Raw genomic sequence first — 24,978 nt, 5'->3', positions numbered from 1 at the left:
ATTACAGTACATTGTTTTTAATATAAACGGAACCGATTACTTGTATATTTTAGCTGCAACATAGAAAAGTCTCGGTGCAGAATAGGAGATTACAATTGGAGTTGCACCATGTTGTCTGGTAATCTCAAATTTTTACAAGGAATATATGTGCAATTTAATAAAAATATAACATTTAATGAATTATTAGACAAAATTTTGACAAATGTAGGAATTATAATATAAAATAGTAATGTATACAGCCGGGATTTGGCTTAACAATGAAAGAAGAATTATATTAATAGGAGGAATGAAGAATGAAAAAGCGGATACAAAAGTGGATAGGAATTTTACTTGCTGTTCTGTTAATTATAACCGTATTTCCAGTAAACGGTACAACAACTTATGCCGCGGCAGCAAAACCTACCATATCCATGACTTCCAAGACACTGATCGGGGTAGGGACGGCATTTACCTTATCCGTTAAGAATCTGGACAAAACAAAGGTAAAAACAACGGTATGGTCATCAACCAATAAAAATGTTGTTACCGTAAATTCTAAAACCGGTTATGTTACCTCCAAAGGAAAAGGAACAGCTACCGTTAAATGTAAAATTACATATAAAAACGGCACCGTACTTAGTCCCTCCTGCAAGGTAACGGTTAAAATACCGGCGTCTGCAATCAAAATAACCAATACTATGCCAGAAGGCATGAATAATTTTGTACTTACTGTGGGAAATACTATGGATTTTGACAGTATGATTACTCCAAGCAATGCCAGTGATCTGATCACATATACCATTGATAATACCAGCTATGCGACGGTTGATAAAAAAGGTATTGTTACGGCACTAAAACCCGGTATTGTTCGTTTGACTGCTACGGCTTCCATGACAAAAGCAGGAACTGCCACCAGTACAGTTAAAGATGATGTGAGTATTTTGATTGTGGCAAAAACGGCAGGTGTCAGTTCAGCAGTTTTAACCGATGCCACCACCTTAACGGTAAACTTTGACAATCCGGTTAACCCATCAACAGTAATTGGCACCTACGGTGAACTTTTAGACAGCGTAACCATTAACGGCATGAACGATAAGGACGGTAAACCGGCGGATAAACTGGGATATTTAAGTGGAGTTTTATCCTCCGACGGAAGAACCTTAACCATTACTTCTGCCAATGCTTTTAACGGAACCTATGCGCTCCATGTCAGCAATACGGTTCTTTCAATGGATGGAACACCTGTTACGGAATATTATAAAAATCTTGAATTAAAAGATACCAAACCACCCTTTTTTAAAGATTATAAAATAGATGACACCGGTATGATAGTTACCCTTAACTTTAATAAAGCCATGGATTTTACCAATATGCAGGTTTCTAAAGTAAGTCTGGTTAAATCCAATGAGACTGCCGATGTGGCTACTTTAAGTCTGCTTAAGACTAAGACGAATTATGTGAAATCCGAAGACAGCAAATCCTTAACTATTGACTTAACTAATATTAACCCTAATGACCTGAATAAGTCCTTTGCGGTAGTATTCTCCGGCTTAAAGGATAAGGCAGGCAATTACCCCAGCAATTCTATTATAACTGCTTATGTGGTAACGGATACCACACCAAAGCCACAGGCGGTATTAAAATCCCTGACACGTACCGGTTATTATACCATCACCGCCTCCTTTACCAGATCAATTAAAGCTCCTGGTGAGATTATGTTAAGCAATGGAAAAATGATTGACGGCGTAGTAAGCAAAGACGATAAAACACTCGTTAATTATACTCTGGATGCAACCTCTGCAAAGCTTACCGGATCCCAGAAAGTTTCCATCGGCTTCTGGGACAGCTATAATGTTAAGGATACGGATCATACTGGTGATACCTTCACAGACAGGATGGTTAATTTTACCGTAAGTACCACAGGACCCCAATTAAGGTCTTATAAACTCACTACTGAGGGTACAGATGCTAATCTTAGCTATATTTTAACCCTTACCTATGACAAAGCGGTAGTATTATCAAGCGATACCGGTAAATTCGTATCCAGATTAAATACGGTTAATGGTGATATCTATTCCCAAAAGAATCTTACCTATACGGCTACTGCGAAGGATATGATTGTAACGTTAAAACTGGATAAAAATCAGTTTAACGATAATGGAACTTATACCATTACAATTCCGGATGGTTTTGTAAAGGATAATTTTAATAACGACAGTAAAAAGACAGACGCGATCGTTAACAGAACCGGAACCAATGGAACAGGACTTCCGGCACCGGATAGGATAGAACAGTCCTCTAGTGACCCAGGTGTTATCCTGATTAGTTTTCCTAATAAGCTTGACAAAGCTACCGCGGAAAACAGAGCGAACTATACGATCTTAGGTGTAACTATATTAAAAGCCGAACTGGTTGATAATAACGCAGCAGGAGCTACAGTGCAGCTAACCCTGAATCAGGGTGCAGTTTCTGTAACCGCTACTTATGTAATAAAAATTAAAGGCATCAAAGGTTATGGGGATTCCTTTACTCCTATGGATGATTATGAAACTACGTTATTATTAATGGAAAATAAAGCTCCTTCCATAACAAAGATAGCTTACAGTTACCCGACTACTATTAATATCACCTTTGACGATACATTAACCGGAACACCGGATTTCAGCGCTATGCAAAATGGGATTGACTATGCAGGAAGCAGCTTTATTAATGGGGATACCGTTACCATTGTTTTAAATCAGGTACCGGTTAGAGGTGTGAATATGATAATTAACCCTAACATCAATAACTCTATAACGGATATTTCCGGTAATAAAGCAATTGTAACCACCAGATACATAACACCAACATATTAATTTGTAAAAACATGACATTCAAACTTTTAATTTACATTCCGGCTCTGGTTGTACAAGAGGGAGAAAGGAAAGTATATTAAAAGGAATTAAGCATATAAAAGCTGTAAGGATCGTGAAATGCTCCTTTAAGTCAGATTTTAGGTCTGATTTAAGGGGGCATTCATTGTAGATTCCTTGCAGCTTTTTTGAGCATATTACATTCCTATGGGTAATGAGTTAATCTGATGACAGTATGCTTCGTTGTTTTGCAGCCAGATTTCATCTGAAAAATGGGATAAATTAACATATAACTGGCAAAATTCAGCCATTGTTATGACATAATTTGGAAATATAATAATCCTGTAAAAATTAAGAGGAGGTATTTGAATGAAGAAGAAATCCTTTCTATCATTTATGCTTACGTTAATCCTTTTACTTCCGATGATCTCCCTTGGCAATTCAAGAGTTGCCAGTGCAGAATGGAGATGGGACCGGTATAAAGCTCCGGTCTTATCAAGCACCAATAAAACCCTGGAGGGAAACTTAAAAACTTTTGAATTATCTCTTTACAATGTAAATACGTATGTGAAAAAAATCAGTTGGTATACACTAAATGATAAGGTGGCTGGGGTTAAGGTTGCAAACAACGGGAAGAGAGCTACGGTTACAGCATTGAGTAGCGGAACTACCAACATCCGCTGCAAAATTACCTTTACAGACCGCAGGACGGTAAATTTATACTGTAAAGTAACGGTCAAAACAGAAGCTACGGGAATTATAATCACCAACAAAAGAGATGATAAAGATAACAGGCAGATTATTGAATTAGGTGAGAATTACGATTTTAACAGTAAGATAACACCAGGTAATGCAAAGGAAAAAACCTATTGGTTTATTAATGATGAGTATTATGCCAAAGTAGATTCCAATGGTATAGTTACGGCAGAAAATACCGGTATCGTTACATTAACGGCAGTTGCCGCGCTGACGGAAGAAGCCGCCGCCTACAGTAAGATCAGAGATCAGGTCCAAATCGAAATTGTGGATTTTGATGACGATGATGATAATGGTAATGGGGTCAGAAATTATGAACCCCAGGCAAAATTAATTAATTTGGTCCGCAGTGATAAATCCAGATTAACCGCAACCTTTGACCGACCCATCCAGACTCCTGGACTGATTGTGGTAAATAATGGCACAGAATGTATTGAAGGCAAGACAGATCCAGGCGATTCTAAAAAGGTCAACTATACCCTGTCTTCTGTATCCGCTCAGTTAACCGGCTGGAAGGAAGTTTCCATCGGATATTGGGAAGGTTATCAGGTAGCTCCTGATAATACCGCATCGGATCACTTAATAAAAGTTAATGTGGATTTTACCATAAACGGTATCAATCCTCTGCCGGCACCGATATCCATAACCCAGTCCCAGTCAGATAATAATGTGATAATGCTCCAGTTTAATAATAAGCTTGATAGAGCCAGTGCAGAAAATAAAGCAAATTATGCAATAGCAGGTGTAATCATCAATTCGGCTAAGGTAATGGACAATTCTTCGGACACATCTGTAATGCTGTCTGTAAAACCTGGAACCATACCTGCTAATGGCAATTATCTGGCAACGATAAGCGGTATTAAAGGGTATAATAATTCCTATACGGCAATGGCTCCCTGTTATGTATCCGTATCTTTAAAAGAAAATATTGCTCCTGTAGTAACAGGTTATTCCTATACTTACCCGGTTACAGTTACAATTACCTTTAATGAAGCAATAAAGGGCAGTGCAGGCTTTAAGGTAATTCAGGATAATAAGGATTATGCTTCTTATTCTGTTATAGATAATAACAGGATTATAATCACACTAAGAGAAACACCGGCAATGAATAAAATGATGCAGGTAATACCGGCAGATTATAATATGATACTGGATATGTCAGGGAATAAAGCTGGTTCTGTACCGACTAAGAATATAACACCCAATAATAATTAACTTAAAATTCCCAGTTAATAAACTTAAAAACACTTGATAAAATCAGCCCTAAAGCTAAAGTGAAAGCATTGATTATGCTATGTTTCATAAGCGCTTTATTCTGCGTCTGATAATTTACTTATGACTGTTTCAGGTGGTTCAGACTCAAAATGCACACTGTTTGACGAGCATAGCGAGGAGTTTGTGCTTTTTGAGTCTTGCTTTACCAACTGAAAAAATCATTAGTGAATTCCAGGCTCAGAATCCTAAGCTTATGAAACATAGCATAATCAATGCTTTCTTAATCAACTTCCTTGCTGATTTTATCAAGTATACCAAGACAAGGTAGTTTGTGCGTTTTCACTCTTGCTGTTCCTCCGGCAAAAGCCACCGGTATGTCCAGACAAAGAATAGACCATTTTTTTCCACTGACAGACAATCTTTGAGGACTGATTTTTACCCCTTTACGTAAGATAAGATTTGTTTTATAATGAGTGGGATATGGAAAGCACTCTGGAGGAAAAAGTCATTGAAATCAATAAGCAGAACAGTCATTATGTCAGTTAGCCGCGTGCTGTTTGTACTATATATCATATTATTAGCTTATTTTTTATTTTTCAGCGAACGTTATGGACGAACAATCATTTCGGATCAATATAGATATAATTTGGTATTATTTAAAGAAGTAAGGCGCTATATTTTATACCGGAAGGAAATCGGATTAGAGAGTTTTATTGTTAATATATTTGGCAATGTCCTGGCATTTGCACCCTTTGGTTTTGTACTGCCAATCATTAGTCCCGGTAATAGAAAATTAATTAACGTCGCTTTATTGAGTTTTGAATTTAGTCTTACGGTAGAACTGATCCAGTTGATATTTAAGGTTGGGATTTTTGATGTAGATGATATATTTATGAATACCCTCGGAGGAATTCTGGGAGGCATATGTTTTATAATATGCTATAAACTGACAAAATCAATTAAAAGGTTAAGATAGATGATAACCTGCACTTGGCCGTGCAGATGGGAGCGGACATGTTAGGACATAAAAAAGAAATATTTAAATTTTCGGGCAGAAGCCATAGCGTAAAGGGGCTAATGTCCATAATAATTGGAAGTGTATCATTGATTACCCTGATTGTTTTGTCTATCATCTCCAGTCTTTCAAAGGGAAATGGTGGTCTGATAATAGGGGTTATTGGTATACTGCTGTTCGTATTTACCATAGTTGGTTTTATTCTTGGAATTAAAGGCTGCAGAGAAAAGGAAATCTACTATACGGCTCCTATTGTGGGTATGGTAATGAACGGGTTCTTATCTATACTGTTTTTTGCTTTATATATGGTAGGATTAATTATATAATCCGGGTTAAACTTTTGGACAGCCTTTTATGAGATAAAGTACACCTGTAATAGGGATATCTATGTGAAAGAAAATAATTGGGAAAGGAAGCCATATAAAGATTCTTTCAAGGCTGATTATATGGCAGTACCGCAGTACCGCTGTGGTATTCAGGTAGTCAAGATGAAATATACGGAATTATTTAAAGAGTCCAATGAAGAAATACGGGAACGATATGAGTTATCCATGGAACGGATAGAGGAAATCAAAAAAGAACAATCGGTAAGGGAACCGATAAAGGAATACTTTAAAGCAGTTGCAGGATTTATACAGCAGATGAAAGAACTGGCAGAATTGGTTTTAAATGACCGGCTAAGACTAATGGACCTCCAAGAACTAAAAAGAAGAAATGATGATTTATACAGGGATGTCCTTCCTAAAAACTATGAGACCAGTTATGCTAATCCACGGTACGCCGTACAGCAGCTTGGAACGAAATATGGAAAGCTCCTTGCTTTTTTATATAGTGAAATACGAGGCATGATCGTATATGCCTATGAGGCCAGGTTATGGGAGATCACGGTATATTCAGAGTTGTTTATTGAGATTTATAACTATTTTGAGGAAGAAGACGAGTATACGTATAAGGACATAAAGCGTGCCGTTTATGATTTTATTAGTGATTACACCGGAGAAATGGTAGAGTACCGGACCAGGGAACTTTTAGACCCGGAATTATCCCTTGTAAAGGATATTGTTACCAGCTGGGATTTAACAGACTTAAGGTATTTATACCAGTTTGGTGAATATATCGGTGAGAATGAAGTAAGAACAGCTGAATTTTTAAACAGTCTGCCAGAAGCTGATGTTAAGGCGATGGCATTTACTTTTACCGAAGGATACAAAAGGGGCTTTGAAGCCGCCAGGATTGACCTTACCAAAAAGAAAACCGTTAATATACGCTATAACATTGGATTTGAAAGAATGCTTTACTATGCCATCGATAATTTTAAAAAACTGGGGTTAGAGCCTGTGATTTACCGTGGGGCTGTTAACAGCGTAAATAAAAAACAGCATTTAAAAATTGGTTATCATTCCACGGGACCGAATAAGCAATATGACTATGACCACAGGTTTGATAACGGCTTGTATCTTGATAAGGCCTATAATGAACGAAAGCTTGCTGGACTTAAGAAAGCCTATGAAACATATAAGAATGAAGCTGCGGTTTATGCCGGACCTGCCTTGATTGAAGTATTTGGTGAGGAAAATTTTGCACCGGAAAATAAAGCCGAAGTAATCAAACTAGATAAAAGACAGCAAAAACTCTATGTATTATATAACAGAGATTCCAGTCTAATCATGAATGAATATGTAAAAGGGGAAGAGACCAGCTTTACTATAATCAGCTACCCCATACCTGAAATTGGCGACCGTTTTCAGGAAATCTTTGCAGAGACGGTTAAAGTAAATACTCTGGATAACCAGATTTATAAAGAGATACAGCAGGCAATCATTGATGTCCTGGACCAGGGCGAGTATGTAAGGATTTTAGGCAGCGGTAAAAACAAGACAGATCTTGTAGTCATGCTTTATGAATTGTCAGACCCCCTAAAAGAAACTATATTTGAGAACTGTACCGCAGACGTTAATATTCCGGTGGGAGAGGTATTTACCTCACCAAAACTTACCGGTACCAAGGGTATCCTCCACGTAACCCAGGTTTATCTAAATGGACTGGAATACCATGATTTGACCCTTAATTTTGAGGACGGCAGAATAAGTTCCTACACCTGCAAAAACTTTGAAGCAGAAGAAGAGAACAGACAGTTCGTTAAGGAAAATCTGATGTATAATCAGGAAACCCTGCCTATTGGAGAGTTTGCGATTGGAACGAATACAACAGCCTATGTTATGGCGAGAAAATATCAGATTGCCGATAAACTGCCTATATTAATTGCCGAGAAAACCGGACCTCATTTTGCAGTCGGCGATACCTGCTATAAAATGAGTGAAGATTTAAAACTGTATAACCCGGATGGAAAGCAGATTGTTGCAAAAGACAATGAGGTATCTATTTTAAGAAAAACGGATATGGATAAGGCTTATTTTAATTGTCATACGGACATTACCATACCTTACGATGAATTGGGCGAAATTACCGTATATAAGAAGGATGGGGAAAGCATTACGATAATAAAAGATGGAAGATTCATACTTCTTGGTACTGAACGATTAAATGAAGCATTTAAATAAGGTAAGGATAGAGAATAGTTAGGGAAAATTGAATTCATTACTTGACAAAAGATAAGTGGTTTGTATAAATGAATAGGTTAAAGGTAAGTAAGTCAATATACGGTAAGTTTATCAAAAAAAACTTAAAGTATAAGATTAGCTAAAATAGAGTAAAAGTTAAAGTGTAAGATTAGTTAAAATATAGTAAAAGTTAAAATATAGTAAAAGTTAAAATATAGTAAAAGCATAGAAAAAGTTAAAGTATAGAAATAGTTGGGTGCAAGGCTAAGTTGAGTTTTATAAAAACAAACCAATAACGGAGGGTCATTATTCTTTGAACAGCTTATATCTCAAAGAATGATAATCATATAAAATGAAAGCGAGGATGAAACAATGGCAGCAAAAGTTGGAATAGTAATGGGAAGTGATTCAGATCTTTCAATCATGAGCAAGGCAGCAGAGGTACTGGATGCATTACAGGTAGAATATGATATTACTGTAATCTCTGCCCACAGAATGCCTGATGTATTCTTTGATTATGCAAAATCCGCAGAAGAAAAAGGATACAAAGTAATTATTGCAGGAGCCGGCGGTGCAGCACATCTGCCTGGTATGACTGCAGCAATCTTCCCTATGCCGGTTATCGGTGTTCCGATTTATACCAAGTCTTTAGGAGGAGTAGATTCTCTCTATTCAATCGTTCAAATGCCCGGTGGCATACCCGTGGCAACGGTTGCGATTAACGGCGCTTTAAATGCCGGTATTCTGGCTGCTAAAATTCTGGCAACATCTGACCCGGCTTTATTGGAACGGATCAAAACCTATGCGGAAGGTTTAAAGGAAAGTGTTCTGGCTAAATCCGATAAATTAGAACAAGTTGGTTATGAGGCATACTTAAAGGATATGTAGTAGTAACTGGGGACTTATTCTGGATTTACCTGTTAAAATCCGTTATGGGAATAAGACTTTATAAGGATTGGTTTTGGGGCGGATTTCATCCGTCCCTTTCTTTTATTTATATACTACACTAATAGATCGAAAATGTTTTATTAATAAAACTTATAAACAGTATAAGAAAATAATGAAATAAAAAGTTGGGACAAATAATACCTGTTATGATAAAATAAGAGTCAGATAGATCAAGGATTTAACTTGTTATTGATAAAAAGTATATATTATACTAACGAACCCCAATACATCTTTTAAGGAGGATTTACCATGGATTATAAAAAGGCAGGAGTAGATATTGAAGCCGGTTACAAAGCTGTTGAACTTATGAAGGAACATATTAAGGGTACCATGCGCAGCGAAGTACTGACCGGTATCGGCGGATTTTCAGGTGCATTTTCTTTAGAGAGTTTTAAAAATATGGAACAGCCCACTTTAGTTTCCGGAACCGATGGCGTGGGAACGAAATTAAAACTGGCTTTTCTTTTAGATAAACATGATACCATTGGTATCGACTGTGTCGCAATGTGTGTGAATGATATTGCCTGTGCAGGCGGTGAACCCTTATTCTTCTTAGACTATATTGCCTGCGGTAAAAACGAACCGGAAAAAATCGCAACCATTGTAAGCGGCGTTGCAGAAGGTTGTAAGCAGGCCGGTGCTGCTTTAATTGGCGGAGAAACAGCTGAAATGCCGGGCTTTTATCCGGAAAATGAATATGACCTGGCAGGTTTTGCTGTTGGTATAGTAGATCAGAAACAACTTATCACCGGCAGTAATTTAAAAGCCGGGGATACCATTATTGGAATCGCTTCGTCTGGAATCCACAGTAACGGTTACTCTCTGGTAAGGAATGTATTTAACATGAAGGTGGAAGCGCTGAATACGTATTATGAAGCTTTGGGAACTACCTTAGGGGAAGCGTTACTGACTCCTACCAAAATTTATGTAAAGGCATTAAAAGCCCTAAAAACCGGAGAAATTACCGTAAAAGCCTGCAGTCATATAACCGGCGGTGGATTTTATGAAAATATTCCAAGAATGCTCTGTGACGGAGTCCACGCTGTAATCTATAAAGACAGATACGTAGTGCCGCCTATATTCAAAATGCTGTCAACCGACGGCAATATTGAAGAAAAAGTGATGTATAATACTTACAATATGGGTATTGGCATGATGATTGCAGTTGATTCTGCCCAGGCGGACAAGGCTGTAAGGTTATTGCAGGCAGCAGGTGAAACTGCCTATGTAATCGGTGAAGTTAAGGCTGGTGAGAAAGGTGTAACCGTATGCTAAAAATTGCAGTGTTAGTATCCGGCGGAGGTACCAATCTTCAGGCAATTATAGATGGCATAGAGAATGGCAGTATAACCAATACAAAAATCGAGACCGTTATCAGCAACAAAAAAGATGTTTATGCCCTGGAGCGGGCAAAAAACCACGGAATCAAATCCTCCGTAGTATCCCCTAAGGATTTTGATACCAGAGAAGCATTTAATAAGGCGCTTCTTGAGGAAATTGATCATGCTCAGGTGGATTTAATCGTCCTTGCAGGATTCCTGGTGATTATACCGGAGATATTAATAAAGAGTTACCGGAATAAAATTATTAATATACATCCGTCCCTGATTCCTGCTTTCTGCGGCGCCGGGTATTACGGACTTAAAGTTCATGAAGCAGTACTTAGCCGCGGTGTTAAACTTACGGGAGCAACCGTGCATTTTGTAGACGAAGGTACGGATACCGGACCGATTATTCTTCAGAAGGCGGTTGAAGTTAATCAGGAGGATACACCGGAAGTGTTGCAAAGAAGAGTTATGGAAGAAGCGGAATGGCATATACTGCCTCAGGCAATCGATTTAATCGCCAATCATAAGTTAGAGATAAAAGAAAACAGGGTAACCATACTATAAAAACCCAAATCCTATTTAAGCAGAAAGGTACGGATATATGAAAATATTAATTATCGGCGGCGGTGGCAGAGAACACGCCATTGCTTATAAAGTGGCTCAGAGTAAATTAACGGACCAATTATATTGTGCTCCCGGTAATGCCGGAATGGAAGAATATGCGGTCTGTGTGGATATCGGGGTTATGGATTTTGAAGGGCTGGCTGCCTTTGCCCAAAAAGAGAAGATTGATCTTACCATTGTAGGACCGGATGATCCGCTGGTAGCAGGTGTTGTAGATGTGTTTGAAGAGAGAAACCTTCGAATTTTCGGACCAAGAAAGAAGGCAGCTATTATTGAAGGTTCTAAAGCATTTTCGAAAGACCTGATGAAAAAATATAATATTCCGACGGCTGCTTATGAGACCTTTGACACGCCTGAGGCAGCTGTCTCTTATTTAGAGACCAGTGCTTATCCAGTGGTATTAAAAGCTGATGGATTAGCGCTTGGTAAGGGTGTTCTGATATGCAATACCTATGAAGAAGCAAAGCTTGGCGTGAAGACCATTATGCAGGACAAACAGTTTGGTGCTGCCGGAGACCGTTTGGTTGTGGAAGAGTTTATGACCGGCAGGGAAGTATCTGTACTAGCCTTTTGTGATGGCACCAATGTAATTCCTATGACCAGTGCCCAGGACCATAAACGCGCCAAGGACGGTGACCAGGGGCTAAATACCGGCGGAATGGGGACGTTCTCACCGAGTCCTTTCTATACGAAAGAAGTAGATGAATTCTGCAAACAATATGTTTATCAGGCTACCATGGATGCAATGAAAGCAGAGGGAAGGGACTTTACCGGAATTTTATTCTTTGGTCTGATGTTAACGGATCAGGGTCCTAAAGTCTTAGAATACAATGCAAGATTTGGAGATCCTGAAACCCAGGTAGTACTGCCCCGTATGAAGAATGATATTGTTGAAGTATTTGAAGCCTGCATCGACGGGACGTTAAAGGATATAAAACTGGACTTTGAGGACAATGCGGCAGTTTGCGTAATCTTAGCTTCCGCAGGTTATCCGGAACAGTATGAGAAAGGTTTTGTAATTAACGGCTTGGAAAGCTTTAGGGAAAAAGAAGGTTATTATGCCTTCCATGCCGGTACAAAAAAGACAGAAGACAAAATTGTAACCAACGGAGGACGTGTCCTTGGTATTACCGCCACCGGCAAAGATTTAAAAGAAGCCAGGAAAAATGCCTATCAGGCAACGGAATGGGTTACTTTTGAAAATAAATATATGAGAAATGACATTGGCAGGGCAATTGATGAGGCATAAGAAGCTATAATAAATTAAGTTTACATTGATATATTATAGGTCAAAGGGATTAGAATAAATAAGAAAACGAAAAATGAAGTATTTATTTGTGAAAATAGACATTTCATTTTTTTGGTAATATATGCTATAATACCTCAAGAAATTACTTTAAAAGAGGTAGTCTTATGACAACAGATTTAACGAAGGGTTCTCCAGCCAGACTTTTGTGGAAATTTTCTATACCCCTGCTGCTTAGTGTAATGTTTCAGCAGCTGTACAGTATTGTAGATAGTGTTGTTGCAGGAAAATATGTAGGTGAAGATGCACTGGCGGCTATCGGTGCTTCTTTTCCCGTTACCATGATTTTCATAGCAATTGCTACTGGTTCTAATATCGGCTGTTCCGTAATTATATCCAGGCTGTTCGGAGCAAAAGAATATGCTGGAATGAAGACGGCAGTCTTTACTTCAATTATATCGATTATTTTTCTCAGTATTTTGTTAACGCTTATCGGTCTTTTGACTTGTAATCCCATACTAACATTACTTAAGACTCCTGAAAATATACGTTCAGACGCAGCAGTTTTCCTGCGGATATATTCCGGAGGTTTGATTTTTCTGCTGCTTTATAATATCTGTACCGGAATTTTTACCTCCTTGGGAGATTCTAAAACGCCTCTTTATTTTCTGGTGGCCTCATCCTTGTTAAATATTCTTTTAGACCTATTATTTGTTATCGGTTTTTCCCTGGGTGTATCAGGCGTTGCCTGGGCTACGTTCATCGCTCAGGGGATAGCTTCCCTGTTAGCACTTTTTACCATTATAATGAGAATAAAGTCTCTGCCGGAATCCGGCTATTACGATAAATTTTCCTTTACCATGCTGGGGCAGATTGCTGGCATTGCGGTACCAAGCATTTTGCAGCAAAGCTTTATATCCATTGGTAATATTCTGGTCCAAAGACTTATTAATAATTATGGTTCCAGTGTTATTGCAGGATATTCAGCCGCCATTAAATTAAATACTTTTGCAATTACCTCCTTTACCACACTGGCTAATGGTGTTTCCAGCTTTACCGCACAAAATATTGGTGCCCGTAAACTGGACCGGATTAAGCCGGGTTTTAAATCTGCCATTACCATGTGTGCAATGGTAGCACTGCCTTTTATTATAGCTTTTTCCGGTTTTGGAACGACGATGATAGGGATTTTCCTGGATTCCTCCAATACCAGGGCAATCCTTGCCGGAACCCATTTTTTACAGATTGTTTCACCATTTTATATAATTATTTCTATTAAACTGATTGCTGACGGAGTCTTAAGAGGTGCCGGTGCCATGAAGCCCTTCATGATTGCAACCTTTACTGACTTAATCCTAAGGGTGATACTTTCCTATCTATTATCCGTATTCCTGGATACCACCGGGATCTGGCTTTCCTGGCCCATTGGCTGGACGTGTGCGGCTGCTTTGTCATTTAGTTTTTATATAAAGGGAATTTGGAAGAAAAAGCTTAATAATTCCCTAATTTCTTGATAAATTGACAGATATTATGGAATTGTCACAGAAGTGCCATATGTAATTTGTAATATATTGAAAAAATGTAAATAATTTTGAGCCAAATAAGCCGGGACAATACAGGAGCCTTAGGAGGAAAACTGGAATGATGAAACGTAAGTTAAATAAGTGGAAGACCTTTATACTGTGTCTTCTTTTTATATCCCTGGAAGGGATTAACCTGCAAGGGATCACTCCCCAGGGGACCATGAACACACTGACAGTCTTTGCCGCAACCACAGGAACGGTAACCGCAACCAGTTTATATATACGTTCCGGACCTGGAACCACCTATGATAAGGTAGCTGTAAATGGTGTCGATGCTTATATCAAAAAGGGCGATAAATTGACCATTATCAGTGAGAAAAATGGCTGGTATAAAGTTTCAGCTACTTTTAACGGGAAAAAAGTAGAAGGCTATGTAATGGATGATTATGTTACTGCCGCAAAGCCTGTAACAACTCCAACCCCAACACCAACTCCGCCGGCTGGAGATAAAACAGCTGCAGATGGGAATAAGGCCGCCGCAGATTTAAGTATCCCCGGCAGTGTAATTGCCACTAATTTAAACATCAGAAAGGACACTTCTACGACAAGTGCAAAACTAGCATCCCTTCCGAAGAACCAGAAAGTCACAGTAGTAAAGGAAGTTATGAAAGGATCTGAGAAGTGGTACCGTATCAGTTTTAAACTAAATAATAAAACCAAAACCGGATATGCGTTAAGCGACTTTGTAAAATTGAACATATCCTCCGGTCTGAAAGCAGCGGTTAACAGTAAAACCAGTGTTAAACTTAAAACCGGAGCCGGAGATAGTTTCAAATATCTTACCAACAGCAAGAAAACTGCCGTAACACTAAGTAACAAGAAAGCAGTGTTGGTAACTTCGGAACAAACAGATGCAAAGGGAAAGAAGTGGTTTAAGGTAACCGTAACCGTAAGTAAAGTTAAATACAGCGGATACCTTCCCGCCAATCAGGTTTTACTGACAAAGACAGAAAATACGCCGACAAAAGCCCCAACTCCAACCCCCACCGATTCCCCAAAGCCGACGGATACTCCAAAACCAACAGATACCCCAACCCCCACCAACACCCCAAGTCCCACCCCAACACCTTCGGATACGCCAACTGTTACGCCAACTCCAACTCCGCCACCAGTTCTTTCAGACGAAGCCTTTGAATTAAAACTAGACAGCGAAGGATTTCCGGAAAGTTATAAACCTTTTCTGCGGCAGCTCCACGGCTTGTATCCGACCTGGGTATTTGAAGCTTTCCAGACAGGACTTGACTGGAATACGGTTATCCAAAAGGAAAGTGCGCTAGGAGTTAACCTGATTTCCAATGGAAAAGGAGTGGAATGGAAATCGTTGGAAAAAGGAGCTTATAACTGGTCAACAGACAGCTTTATACCATTTGACGGTTCTACCTGGGTTACCCCCTCAAAGGAAGCCCTGGAATATTATATAGACCCAAGGAACTTTTTAAACGACAAAAGCATTTTTCAGTTTGAGATGCTTACCTATAAAAGTGAATACCAGAACTTAACTGGTGTGGAGGGGATTCTTTTTAATACACCATTATACAATAATACCTATAACTATATGGATGATTCCGGTCAGACAGTTACCCATTCCTATTCGGAGACTTTTATTGCCGCGGCCGAGTATTCCGGGGTCAGCCCGTATCATTTAGCCAGCAGGGTAAAGCAAGAGGTTGTTACAGGAACTACCTCCTTAAGCTCTAGTGTATCAGGACTCGTATCAGGGCTGGAAGGTTTATATAATTTTTATAACATCGGTGCTTATAACAGTACAGCACCCGGTGGTGCTGTGGCTAACGGATTAAAGTATGCCAGAAACGGAACCACGGACCAGGCTTTAAATGCCCTGTATCTGATTCCCTGGGACAACCCTTATGACGCCATTGTCGGAGGCGCTTACATAATTGGCAGCAATTACATCAAAAGAGGCCAGAATACTACATATCTTCAGAAATTTAATATGACACCGACTTCTACCTTTGCCCATCAATATATGGCTAATATTGAAGCCCCGAATGCAGAAGCCAAAAAAACCTTTACTGCATATAGTGTAATGTCGGATAATCCAATTGTTTTCAGTATACCGGTTTATATGAATATGCCGGAAACGGCGGCCATGGTACCTCAGCCTGCCCTTAATCCTAATAATTGGCTGAAAACCTTAAAAATTGACGGCTACAGTTTAACCCCGACTTTTGATTTGAACAAAGATCAGGTATATTCCCTGATTGTTGGGTCGGATGTAACAGAACTTAACATAACCGCCGCCACCGCAAGTAAAAAAGCTTCTGTTACCGGAAACGGATATATCTATCTGCAGCCCGGTGATAATCAGATTATTGTTTCAGTTACTGCGGAAAACGGTGATGTCAGGGATTATATGATTAACGTAGTAAGAGAAATGCAATCAGCAGACCAGTAATTATTTATCTGGTACTTAGAACCTGCACTAAACTTTGTTAGATAAGCACTTATGATTATATAACTTCATAATGGTGCAGGCATCAGGGTTTAGCCAGGTTCTTTTCGTTTTACAACAGTATATTTATGACAAAGGAGAAAATAATGAAAATAAGCAGAAGACATATGAAACGAAGTATTCCCTTCGCATTATTTCTGATACTGCTGTTACTGCCCTTTACGAAATGTATGGCAGCCAGTGCAACCATAAATTTAAGCACAAATTCAAACACTGCAGAAGTAGGAGACGAAATAACTGTTAGTCTTTCTATATCCGCAGATGCCGCTATAGGAGATTTTGAAGCATATATAACATATAATGCTGATATACTGGAGTTTATAAGCGAAGCTTCTTTTATTGCTGGAGGAGATGGCTTATTAAAGCTTACGGATAAAAATACGGCAAACCAGGATACCTCCAGAAAATATATTATGAAATTTAAGGCGAAAGCCATAGGAATAAGTGAAATTGCAATCAAAGATAAGGCCGAAGTATACGAATTAGATTCCGGACTGTCTATGTCGGTGTCAAGCAACAGTGTGGATATCGATGTTTCACCGGCCAAAACTGCTTCGGATAACACCTATCTTAAAAATTTAAAAATAAGTCCAGGTAAATTATCTCCTGATTTTGATAAAAACAAAACCGAGTATACGACAGAGGTAAGTTATGATCAGGATAAACTGATAGTTAGTGCACAACCAGAAGATGAAAAATCAAATATTGCAGTAGCAGGTAATGAAAAACTGATTGTAGGTAATAATAAAATTAGTATAAAAGTAACGGCGGAATCCGGTGGAGTAAAGGAATATGTCATTACAGCTGTTCGTAAAGAAGAGAAACAGCAGACGCAGGAGATTAATGAAACGTCTGAAACTGATTTAAGTGGCGGGAATACAGGGAATGGAATAACGGAGGGAACGGCAAAAATCGGTAAGGTACAGATTAAAAAGGAGGGAAATGACAGCTATATCCAGAATGGTTTCCGCTATCGTCTCCTGGAACCTAGTGATGGTGTAGCGATTCCGGATGGATATATAAAAACCTCTCTAATAATTAATGATATACCTGTAACTGCATATACTCTTTCAAGTGACCTTGATAATGATTTCCTTTTACTTTATGCCGAGAATGAAAACAAGGAAGCAGGCTTTTACCAGTATGACAGAAAAGAAGAAACCCTGCAGCGGTATGTGAAGTCCAGGGAAGGCAATAAAGTAGTGATGTCCGGAGAATTCCTTAAGTCGGAAGAATATAAAGCAAAGCTTACTACGATGGGTATTGTATTAGCTGTTTTAGGTTCTGTATGCATAATTCTCTCTGTTGCTTTCATACGTATTTATCTAAAGCGAAAAGAGGATAAAGAGTAAAAGAAATGTATAAGATCCTGCAAAGCATAAAATACAAAAAAGCAAAAGATATTGCAAAGCAAAAGATATTGCAAAGCAAAAGATCTGCAAAGTAAAAGATCCTGCAAAGCAAAAGAATTTATAAATCAAAAGATCTGCAAATCAAATGGTCTTGTAAAAATTAATAAATGCCGCATTGCGCAGTTCCTAAGAAGTTAAGATGAATATTTCTAAATGGATGGAAGTATCATTTCGTGCATCAATAATTTGACTTGACAATAGAAGTAATTCTGTTATACTGATGATATAACAAATATAACGAACAAATAGGAGGTGAATGATTTGATAGTAAGGATAGATTTTAGCAGTGATGAAGCATTTTATATCCAGCTTAGAAATCAAATCATTTTCGGAATTGCCAATGCAGAGTTCAGGGAAGGAGATAACCTGCCTTCTGTTCGTGAACTTGCAGAAGACATAGGAATTAACATGCATACTGTGAATAAAGCATATACTATGTTAAAGCAGGAAGGGTATGTTAAGCTTGACCGAAGAAAAGGCACCGTAGTTGCAATCAACTACGATAAATATAAAGCCATGGAAGAATTAATGAATGATATGAAAGTAGTATTGGCAAAAGCGGTATGTAAGAATATAAGTTGCGAAGAAGTCCATGAAATAGTGAATAAAATTTTTGATGATTTCTCCTCAATGGATAAATAGTAACCAGGTGGCTATTTGGATATTAAATAGTTATATGACCGGTATCATATTGAATAGGAGGTAGTTACTATGTTATGTGATAAATGTAAGAAAAATGAAGCTAAGATATATTACACCGAAATAATCAACGGCGAAAAGACGGAACAGCATTTATGCGAGGAATGTGCGACGGAATATACCTCTTTTCCTATGGGAACAGCTTTTGTTGACCAGGAGATAACCCTTGGCAGCCTGCTCTCTACGATATTAGGCAACTACTATAATAACAGTACCCACGGTACGGAGCATACGGAAAAGGAAATCCATTGCGATGGCTGCGGGATGACATATTCGGAATTTATGAGGGAGGGAAGATTCGGCTGTGCTAAGTGTTACGACAGTTTCCAAAAGATACTGGAACGAAGCATAAAGAATATCCAGGGGGCGGAAACCCATACCGGTAAAAAGCCAAAAGGTTTCGAAACAAAGACCCAGAAGCTTGTAAAAGAACTTCCTGAACTTGATAAACTGGCAATCCGTTTACAGGATGCCATAGAAAAAGAAGAGTTTGAAGAGGCGGCAAAATTAAGGGATAAGATACGTGAACTGAAAAAGGAGGAGATCAATAATGCTTAAGTGGTATAAAGAAGCAGGTCAGAACAATGATGTTGTAATCTCCAGCCGGGTAAGGCTTGCACGTAACTTAAAGGAGTACCCCTTTTCAGCGAAACTTACTAACAAACAGGCAGCGGAGTTAGTGGAAAAAGCAAAAGCCGCAGCCCAGCTAATTGAGTCCCATGCTGACAGAAAGTTCTACAGCTGCAGCGCAGACGTACTTGGTGATACAGAGAAAACAGCCTTGGTTGAAAGGCATATCATAAGCCCTTTACTTGTAGCCAAGGAACAAAGTACCGGATTGATTTTGTCGGAGGATGAAAGCATCAGTATTATGGTAAATGAAGAAGATCATTTCAGAATCCAATCCATTACCGGAGGAATGAACATCGGTGCTGCCTTTTTAGAGGCCAATAAAATTGATGACATTGCCGGTGATATATTTGAATTTGCATTTCATGAAAAGTACGGTTATCTAACCTCCTGTCCAACGAATGTGGGAACCGGTATGCGTGCCTCTTATATGATGTTTTTGCCGGCTCTTACCGTAGCAGGTAAAATTATTAAACTGGCAGAAGAATTAGGTCAGTACGGTATTGCACTGAGGGGAACTTACGGAGAGGCCTCAAAGAGCGTGGGAAGTCTCTATCAGATTTCCAACCAAAAAACCCTGGGAAGTACGGAAAAAGAAATTATGGATGCTTTAGACCGTATTGTAGAACAGGTGATGAAACAGGAACGCAGGCAGAGGGAATATATTCTGACCAACAATTATGATGAATTTGAAGACAAAGTACATCGTTCCTACGGAGTACTAAAATACGCTACCCAGCTCTCCTCCAGTGATGCTATGACACTGCTTGCACAATTAAAACTGGGGACGGATATGAATCTGATCCATTTAGGCGAAGGTTATAATATCCATGAATTAATGATGGAGATACAGCCTGGCAATCTTCAATGTCAGCTGGATAAAAATGTTGGAAGCATACAAAGAGATAAATACAGGGCAGACTACATCAGAAAGAAATTGCCGGAGCCCATACACTAAAAACGGCAGCCAAAGAGAGAATCAAAGCATATTTTTATAAACTTTGACATCAGATATAAATACGGGAATCAGAACAGGAGGCTACTATGAACGAAAAATATACGGAAAATGCGAGAGCAGCAATTACTTATGCAACGGAAGTAGCATATAAGTTATCCCATAATTACGTGGGTACGGAACATCTGCTGATTGGCTTACTTGAAGCAGACGGTGTTGCTTCCAAAGTATTGGAGAAAAACGGTGTGGATGTTGATAAAGTCATCGAGTTAGTGAATCAGCTCATTGCCCCCAATAGTACCATGGAAACGGTTGAAGTGGACGGATTTACCCCCAGGGCCAAGAGGATACTGGATCAGAGCTTTAAGGAAGCAGTGCGCTTAAAAGCCCAGTTAGTAGGCACGGAGCATATTTTAATCGCTCTGATTAAAGAATCCGACTGCATCGCAGTAAGACTTCTTAATACCCTGGGTATTAACGTACAAAAACTCTATGTTGATATATTGACTGCTGTCGGCGCAGATATGAATGCAGCCAAGAACGAATATGCTGCGAATAAAGGTAAAGTAAAAGCAAAATCAAGTACACCTACCCTGGACCAATACAGCAGGGACTTAACAGAATATGCAAGAGAAGGTAAACTAGACCCGGTAATCGGCAGAGAGACAGAAATCCAGCGTGTAATCCAGATTTTAAGCCGCAGAACCAAGAACAATCCTTGTCTGGTAGGTGAACCCGGTGTCGGTAAGACTGCGATTGCAGAAGGATTGGCAAGAAAAATCGTAGAAGGCAATATTCCTGAAATCATTAAGGATAAGCGTGTATTAACCCTTGATTTATCCGGTATGGTGGCAGGTTCAAAATACCGCGGTGAATTTGAAGAAAGAATTAAAAAAGTCATCAGTGAAGTAATGAGTGATGGCAATGTACTTTTATTCATCGATGAAATTCATACTATTATCGGTGCCGGGGGTGCGGAAGGTGCTATTGATGCTTCCAATATCTTAAAACCTTCTTTAGCCAGAGGAGAACTCCAGTTAATCGGTGCCACCACAAGGGAAGAATACCGAAAATACATTGAAAAGGACGCTGCCTTAGAACGAAGATTCCAGCCCGTTGTAGTGGAAGAACCCTCAGAAGAGGAGGCTATCCTTATCTTAAAAGGCTTAAGAGACAGCTACGAAGCACACCATAAAGTTAAAATTACCGATGAAGCCTTAGAAGCTGCCGTTAAAATGTCAAGCCGCTATATCAATGACCGTTATCTTCCGGATAAAGCCATAGATTTAATGGATGAAGCAGCATCAAAGGTTCGTTTAAGTACTTTTATTACCTCACCGGAAGTAAAAGAATTAGAAGGTGAAATCACCCGTCTGGAAGAAGAAAAAGAACTGGCAATTAAAAATGAAGAATATGAAAAAGCCGGAGAAATTAAAAAACAGCAGGAGGAAATGAACAGCCGTTTAAATGCTCTCCAGGTAAAATCGGAAAAAGAAAAACAGGATACTATGCTTATCGTAGGGGAGAATGAAATTGCTGATATTATCTCCAGCTGGACCAAGATTCCGGTTAAGAAATTAGCCGAAGAAGAATCCGAACGGTTAAGAAATCTTGAAAATATACTCCATGAAAGAGTAATTGGACAGGAGGATGCGGTTTCTGCCGTATCAAAGGCAATCCGCAGAGGTCGTGTAGGACTAAAAGATCCGAACAGACCCATTGGTTCCTTCTTATTCTTAGGACCTACTGGTGTTGGTAAGACAGAATTATCCAAAGCGCTGGCAGAAGCTATGTTTGGCAGTGAAAATTCCATGATCCGGGTTGACATGTCTGAATATATGGAAAAGCATAGTGTTTCAAAACTGATTGGTTCACCTCCGGGATATGTAGGTTATGATGAAGGCGGTCAGTTAAGTGAGAAAGTAAGACAGAATCCTTACTCCGTAATCTTATTTGACGAAGTAGAAAAAGCCCATCCGGATGTATTTAATATTCTTCTTCAGGTACTGGATGACGGTCATATCACCGACGCCCAGGGCAGGAAAGTAAGCTTTAAAAACACGATTATTATAATGACTTCCAATGCAGGAGCTCAGAATATCATATCTCCGAAACGGTTGGGATTCTCTTCTGTAACCGATGAGAAGGAAGATTATAAAAAGATGAAAGACGGCGTTATGGAAGAGGTAAAACGAATCTTTAAGCCGGAATTCATTAACCGTATTGATGAAATGATTGTATTCCACTCCTTGTCCAAGGAAAATATCAAGAGTATCGTTGGTATTATGCTAAAGGGCATTGCAAAGCGTGCAAAACAGCAGATGAATATAGCCATCGAAACAAATGATGAAATTGTTAATCATATTGTTGAAATCGGATTTGACCAGAATTATGGTGCAAGACCTTTGCGCCGTGCAATACAGACTAACATTGAAGATAAACTGGCAGAAGAACTCTTAGAAGGCAATCTTCATAACGGAGATACCGCGTTAGTACAACTTTTCGACAAGGTTATTAAAATTTCCAAAAAATAATTCAAAACTTGTGCATATATTAGTAGAAATTGTCACGCTAATATTATATAATAGAGTTAGCTTAATAAAAAGCTCTGATATAATATGTTCCATTTACTAAGTGCCTGGAATAAGAAAATAATTGGTTTAAAAATTCTTCAAATCCATAAGGTTTCAAGAACCGGCAGCATTTGCTGCGGTTTGCAAATCTATGGTGCAAGGACGAACGATAAGAAGTATTTAACGAAATTAGGAGGATTTAAAATGTCAGTTATCGAAGAATTAATACGTGAAGAAAGCAATGGGACAATCAGTTTTGGCAATTACGAATTAACAGCAAAATCTAAAGTGACTGATTTTGAGCATAACGGAGATTTATATAAAGTTAAAACATTCAAAGAGATTACCAAGTTAGAGAGGAATGGAATGTTTGTATATGAATCTGTTCCGGGAACTGCCGTAGAGAATCTGGATATTAGTGAAAAGGAAGTCAGATTTAAAGTGGAAGGACCTGAAGATGCACAGATTACATTAGAACTGGAAGCAGAAAAAGAATATAAAATCTATATTGACGATACGAATGTAGGTAAGATGAAAACTAATCTAGGCGGTAAGCTGATGTTTAGCGTAGAATTACAGAATAGTAAATCAGCCGTACGGGTAGTAAAACTATAATAGTTTTCCTATGGTTTGTATTTCATAATCGGAACTGTTTTAGGTGTAAGTTAGCCCTAAAACAGTTCCTTTGTTTTAGAAGGAGGAATTATGGCAAAGGCAAAGACTGTTTTTTTCTGTAAGGAGTGCGGATATGAGGCTTCTAAGTGGATGGGCCAATGTCCGGGCTGTAAGCAATGGGGCACCTTTACCGAAGAACCGGTAGTAAAAAAAAAGACGGCAGGTCACACCAATTTAGTTAACGCTGTTCCGGAATTGTTATCAGAGGTTACGGCATCGGAAGATCAGAGAATATTCACCGGAATCGAAGAATTTGACCGGGTTCTGGGAGGGGGTATCGTAATCGGCTCCCTGGTATTGGTAGGTGGAGATCCCGGCATAGGAAAATCGACCCTGTTACTTCAGATGTGTAAGGAATTGTCCGATAAAGAGATTAAGATACTGTACGTATCCGGCGAGGAATCCTTAAAACAGATTAAAATGCGGGCTGACAGGCTGGGAGAATTTAAGGGAGAACTATTACTGCTTAGTGAAACCAATTTAGACAGTATCGAAGATACCATACGAAAACTTATGCCCCAAATCGTAATTATAGATTCCATACAGACCATGTACAAAGAAGAAATCGGTGCGGCACCAGGAAGCGTCAGCCAGGTCAGGGAAACCACCGGTATTTTAATGCATCTGGCCAAAGGTCTTGGTGTATCCATCTTTATAGTCGGACATGTAACGAAAGAAGGAGTGGTAGCCGGTCCCAGGGTATTAGAGCATATGGTAGATACGGTATTATACTTTGAAGGAGAAAGCAAAGCCTCTTACCGGATTCTTCGGGCTGTTAAGAACCGTTTTGGTTCCACCAATGAAATCGGCGTATTTGAGATGCAGGATAAAGGTTTAGTGGAAGTAAATAATCCGTCGGAATTTATGCTCCAGGGAAAGCCGGAGGGTGAGCCGGGGTCTGTGGTAACTGCTTCCATGGAGGGAACCAGGCCGATCTTAGTGGAGGTCCAGGCCTTAATCTGCCAGACTAATTTTAATATGCCCCGTAGAACCGCAGCAGGAACGGATTATAACCGGGTGAACTTACTTATGGCAGTATTGGAAAAACGTTTAGGTATCCAAATGTCTGGTATGGATGCATATATTAATGTGGCTGGCGGTATGAAAATCAATGAACCTTCTTTGGATCTTGCCATAGTAATGGCAATTCTGTCCAGTTATAAGAATAGGTCCTTAGACAGCAAGACCTTATGCTTTGGTGAAATTGGACTTACTGGAGAAGTCAGGGCGGTAAATATGGCCCAGCAGCGTGTCATAGAAGCCAGCAAGATGGGGTATAATGTGGTAATTCTGCCTCAGATTAATAAAGAAAATATCGGTAATGCCAATGTGAAATTAATCGGTATCAGAAATATCAAAGAGATAGTGAATCTGATTTCATAAGTTCTAAGGAATATAAAGACCTGCAATATTCATACAGAGGTTTTAATGGTTTGCGAAATACTTATATAAAA

18 protein-coding genes are annotated in these 24,978 nt (G+C 39.0%); all 18 read left to right on the top strand.

Features of this window, described 5'->3' with window-relative positions; all coding sequences use genetic code 11:
* The first annotated feature begins 293 nt into the window (after positions 1-293).
* The 18 genes from QA584_RS21745 to radA all read left to right on the top strand — a co-directional run bounded on the left by QA584_RS21745 (position 294) and on the right by radA (position 24,907).
* Complete coding sequence (locus QA584_RS21745; protein WP_278271203.1) at positions 294-2,834, top strand: Ig-like domain-containing protein; 2,541 nt, start codon at positions 294-296, stop codon at positions 2,832-2,834.
* 366 nt (positions 2,835-3,200) lie between these two features.
* A complete protein-coding gene (locus QA584_RS21740; RefSeq protein ID WP_278271202.1) occupies positions 3,201-4,802 on the top strand; it encodes an Ig-like domain-containing protein in 1,602 nt (533 codons plus the stop codon).
* A gap of 508 nt (positions 4,803-5,310) precedes the next feature.
* A complete protein-coding gene (locus QA584_RS21735; protein WP_278271201.1) occupies positions 5,311-5,778 on the top strand; it encodes a VanZ family protein in 468 nt (155 codons plus the stop codon).
* 38 nt (positions 5,779-5,816) lie between these two features.
* On the top strand, positions 5,817-6,143 hold the full coding sequence (locus QA584_RS21730; RefSeq protein ID WP_278271200.1) for a DUF6142 family protein: 327 nt from the start codon (positions 5,817-5,819) through the stop codon (positions 6,141-6,143).
* Between the two features lie 162 nt (positions 6,144-6,305).
* On the top strand, positions 6,306-8,378 hold the full coding sequence (locus tag QA584_RS21725) for an aminopeptidase (RefSeq protein ID WP_278275219.1): 2,073 nt from the start codon (positions 6,306-6,308) through the stop codon (positions 8,376-8,378).
* A gap of 372 nt (positions 8,379-8,750) precedes the next feature.
* Complete coding sequence (gene purE, locus QA584_RS21720; RefSeq protein WP_278271199.1) at positions 8,751-9,266, top strand: 5-(carboxyamino)imidazole ribonucleotide mutase; 516 nt, start codon at positions 8,751-8,753, stop codon at positions 9,264-9,266.
* A gap of 309 nt (positions 9,267-9,575) precedes the next feature.
* Positions 9,576-10,601, top strand: coding sequence for a phosphoribosylformylglycinamidine cyclo-ligase (purM, locus tag QA584_RS21715; protein WP_278271198.1), 1,026 nt, complete (start codon positions 9,576-9,578; stop codon positions 10,599-10,601).
* On the top strand, positions 10,595-11,218 hold the full coding sequence (gene purN / locus QA584_RS21710) for a phosphoribosylglycinamide formyltransferase (RefSeq protein WP_278271197.1): 624 nt from the start codon (positions 10,595-10,597) through the stop codon (positions 11,216-11,218). The genes purM and purN overlap by 7 nt, the downstream gene beginning before the upstream one ends.
* Positions 11,219-11,255: 37 nt before the next feature.
* On the top strand, positions 11,256-12,527 hold the full coding sequence (purD, locus tag QA584_RS21705; RefSeq protein WP_278271196.1) for a phosphoribosylamine--glycine ligase: 1,272 nt from the start codon (positions 11,256-11,258) through the stop codon (positions 12,525-12,527).
* Positions 12,528-12,691: 164 nt separating this feature from the next.
* Positions 12,692-14,038, top strand: coding sequence for an MATE family efflux transporter (locus tag QA584_RS21700; protein WP_278271195.1), 1,347 nt, complete (start codon positions 12,692-12,694; stop codon positions 14,036-14,038).
* A gap of 127 nt (positions 14,039-14,165) precedes the next feature.
* On the top strand, positions 14,166-16,523 hold the full coding sequence (locus tag QA584_RS21695) for an SH3 domain-containing protein (RefSeq protein ID WP_278271194.1): 2,358 nt from the start codon (positions 14,166-14,168) through the stop codon (positions 16,521-16,523).
* A gap of 143 nt (positions 16,524-16,666) precedes the next feature.
* Positions 16,667-17,932, top strand: a complete 1,266-nt coding sequence (locus QA584_RS21690; RefSeq protein WP_278271193.1) for a cadherin-like beta sandwich domain-containing protein — start codon at positions 16,667-16,669, stop codon at positions 17,930-17,932.
* Positions 17,933-18,253: 321 nt separating this feature from the next.
* Positions 18,254-18,634: a GntR family transcriptional regulator gene (locus QA584_RS21685; protein ID WP_278271192.1), complete on the top strand. Its 381-nt coding sequence runs from the start codon at positions 18,254-18,256 to the stop codon at positions 18,632-18,634.
* 69 nt (positions 18,635-18,703) lie between these two features.
* A complete protein-coding gene (locus QA584_RS21680) occupies positions 18,704-19,249 on the top strand; it encodes a UvrB/UvrC motif-containing protein (RefSeq protein ID WP_278271191.1) in 546 nt (181 codons plus the stop codon).
* Entirely contained in the window at positions 19,242-20,279 is a 1,038-nt protein-coding gene (locus tag QA584_RS21675; protein ID WP_278271190.1) for a protein arginine kinase, read from the top strand. Before QA584_RS21680 ends, QA584_RS21675 begins: the two co-directional genes overlap by 8 nt.
* Before the next feature lie 86 nt (positions 20,280-20,365).
* Positions 20,366-22,810, top strand: a complete 2,445-nt coding sequence (locus QA584_RS21670) for an ATP-dependent Clp protease ATP-binding subunit (protein ID WP_278271189.1) — start codon at positions 20,366-20,368, stop codon at positions 22,808-22,810.
* A gap of 243 nt (positions 22,811-23,053) precedes the next feature.
* Positions 23,054-23,464 (top strand): endosialidase, encoded by a 411-nt coding sequence (locus QA584_RS21665; RefSeq protein WP_278271188.1) that lies wholly within the window; start codon positions 23,054-23,056, stop codon positions 23,462-23,464.
* 90 nt (positions 23,465-23,554) lie between these two features.
* Positions 23,555-24,907, top strand: coding sequence for a DNA repair protein RadA (gene radA / locus QA584_RS21660; protein ID WP_278271187.1), 1,353 nt, complete (start codon positions 23,555-23,557; stop codon positions 24,905-24,907).
* The last annotated feature ends 71 nt before the right edge of the window (positions 24,908-24,978 follow it).

It is taken from the genome of Anaerocolumna sp. AGMB13025, assembly GCF_029689925.1.
GTDB lineage: Bacteria > Bacillota > Clostridia > Lachnospirales > Lachnospiraceae > Anaerocolumna.
The sequence above is the reverse complement of the archived record's forward strand: the minus strand, read 5'-3'. Positions and strand labels throughout refer to the sequence as shown.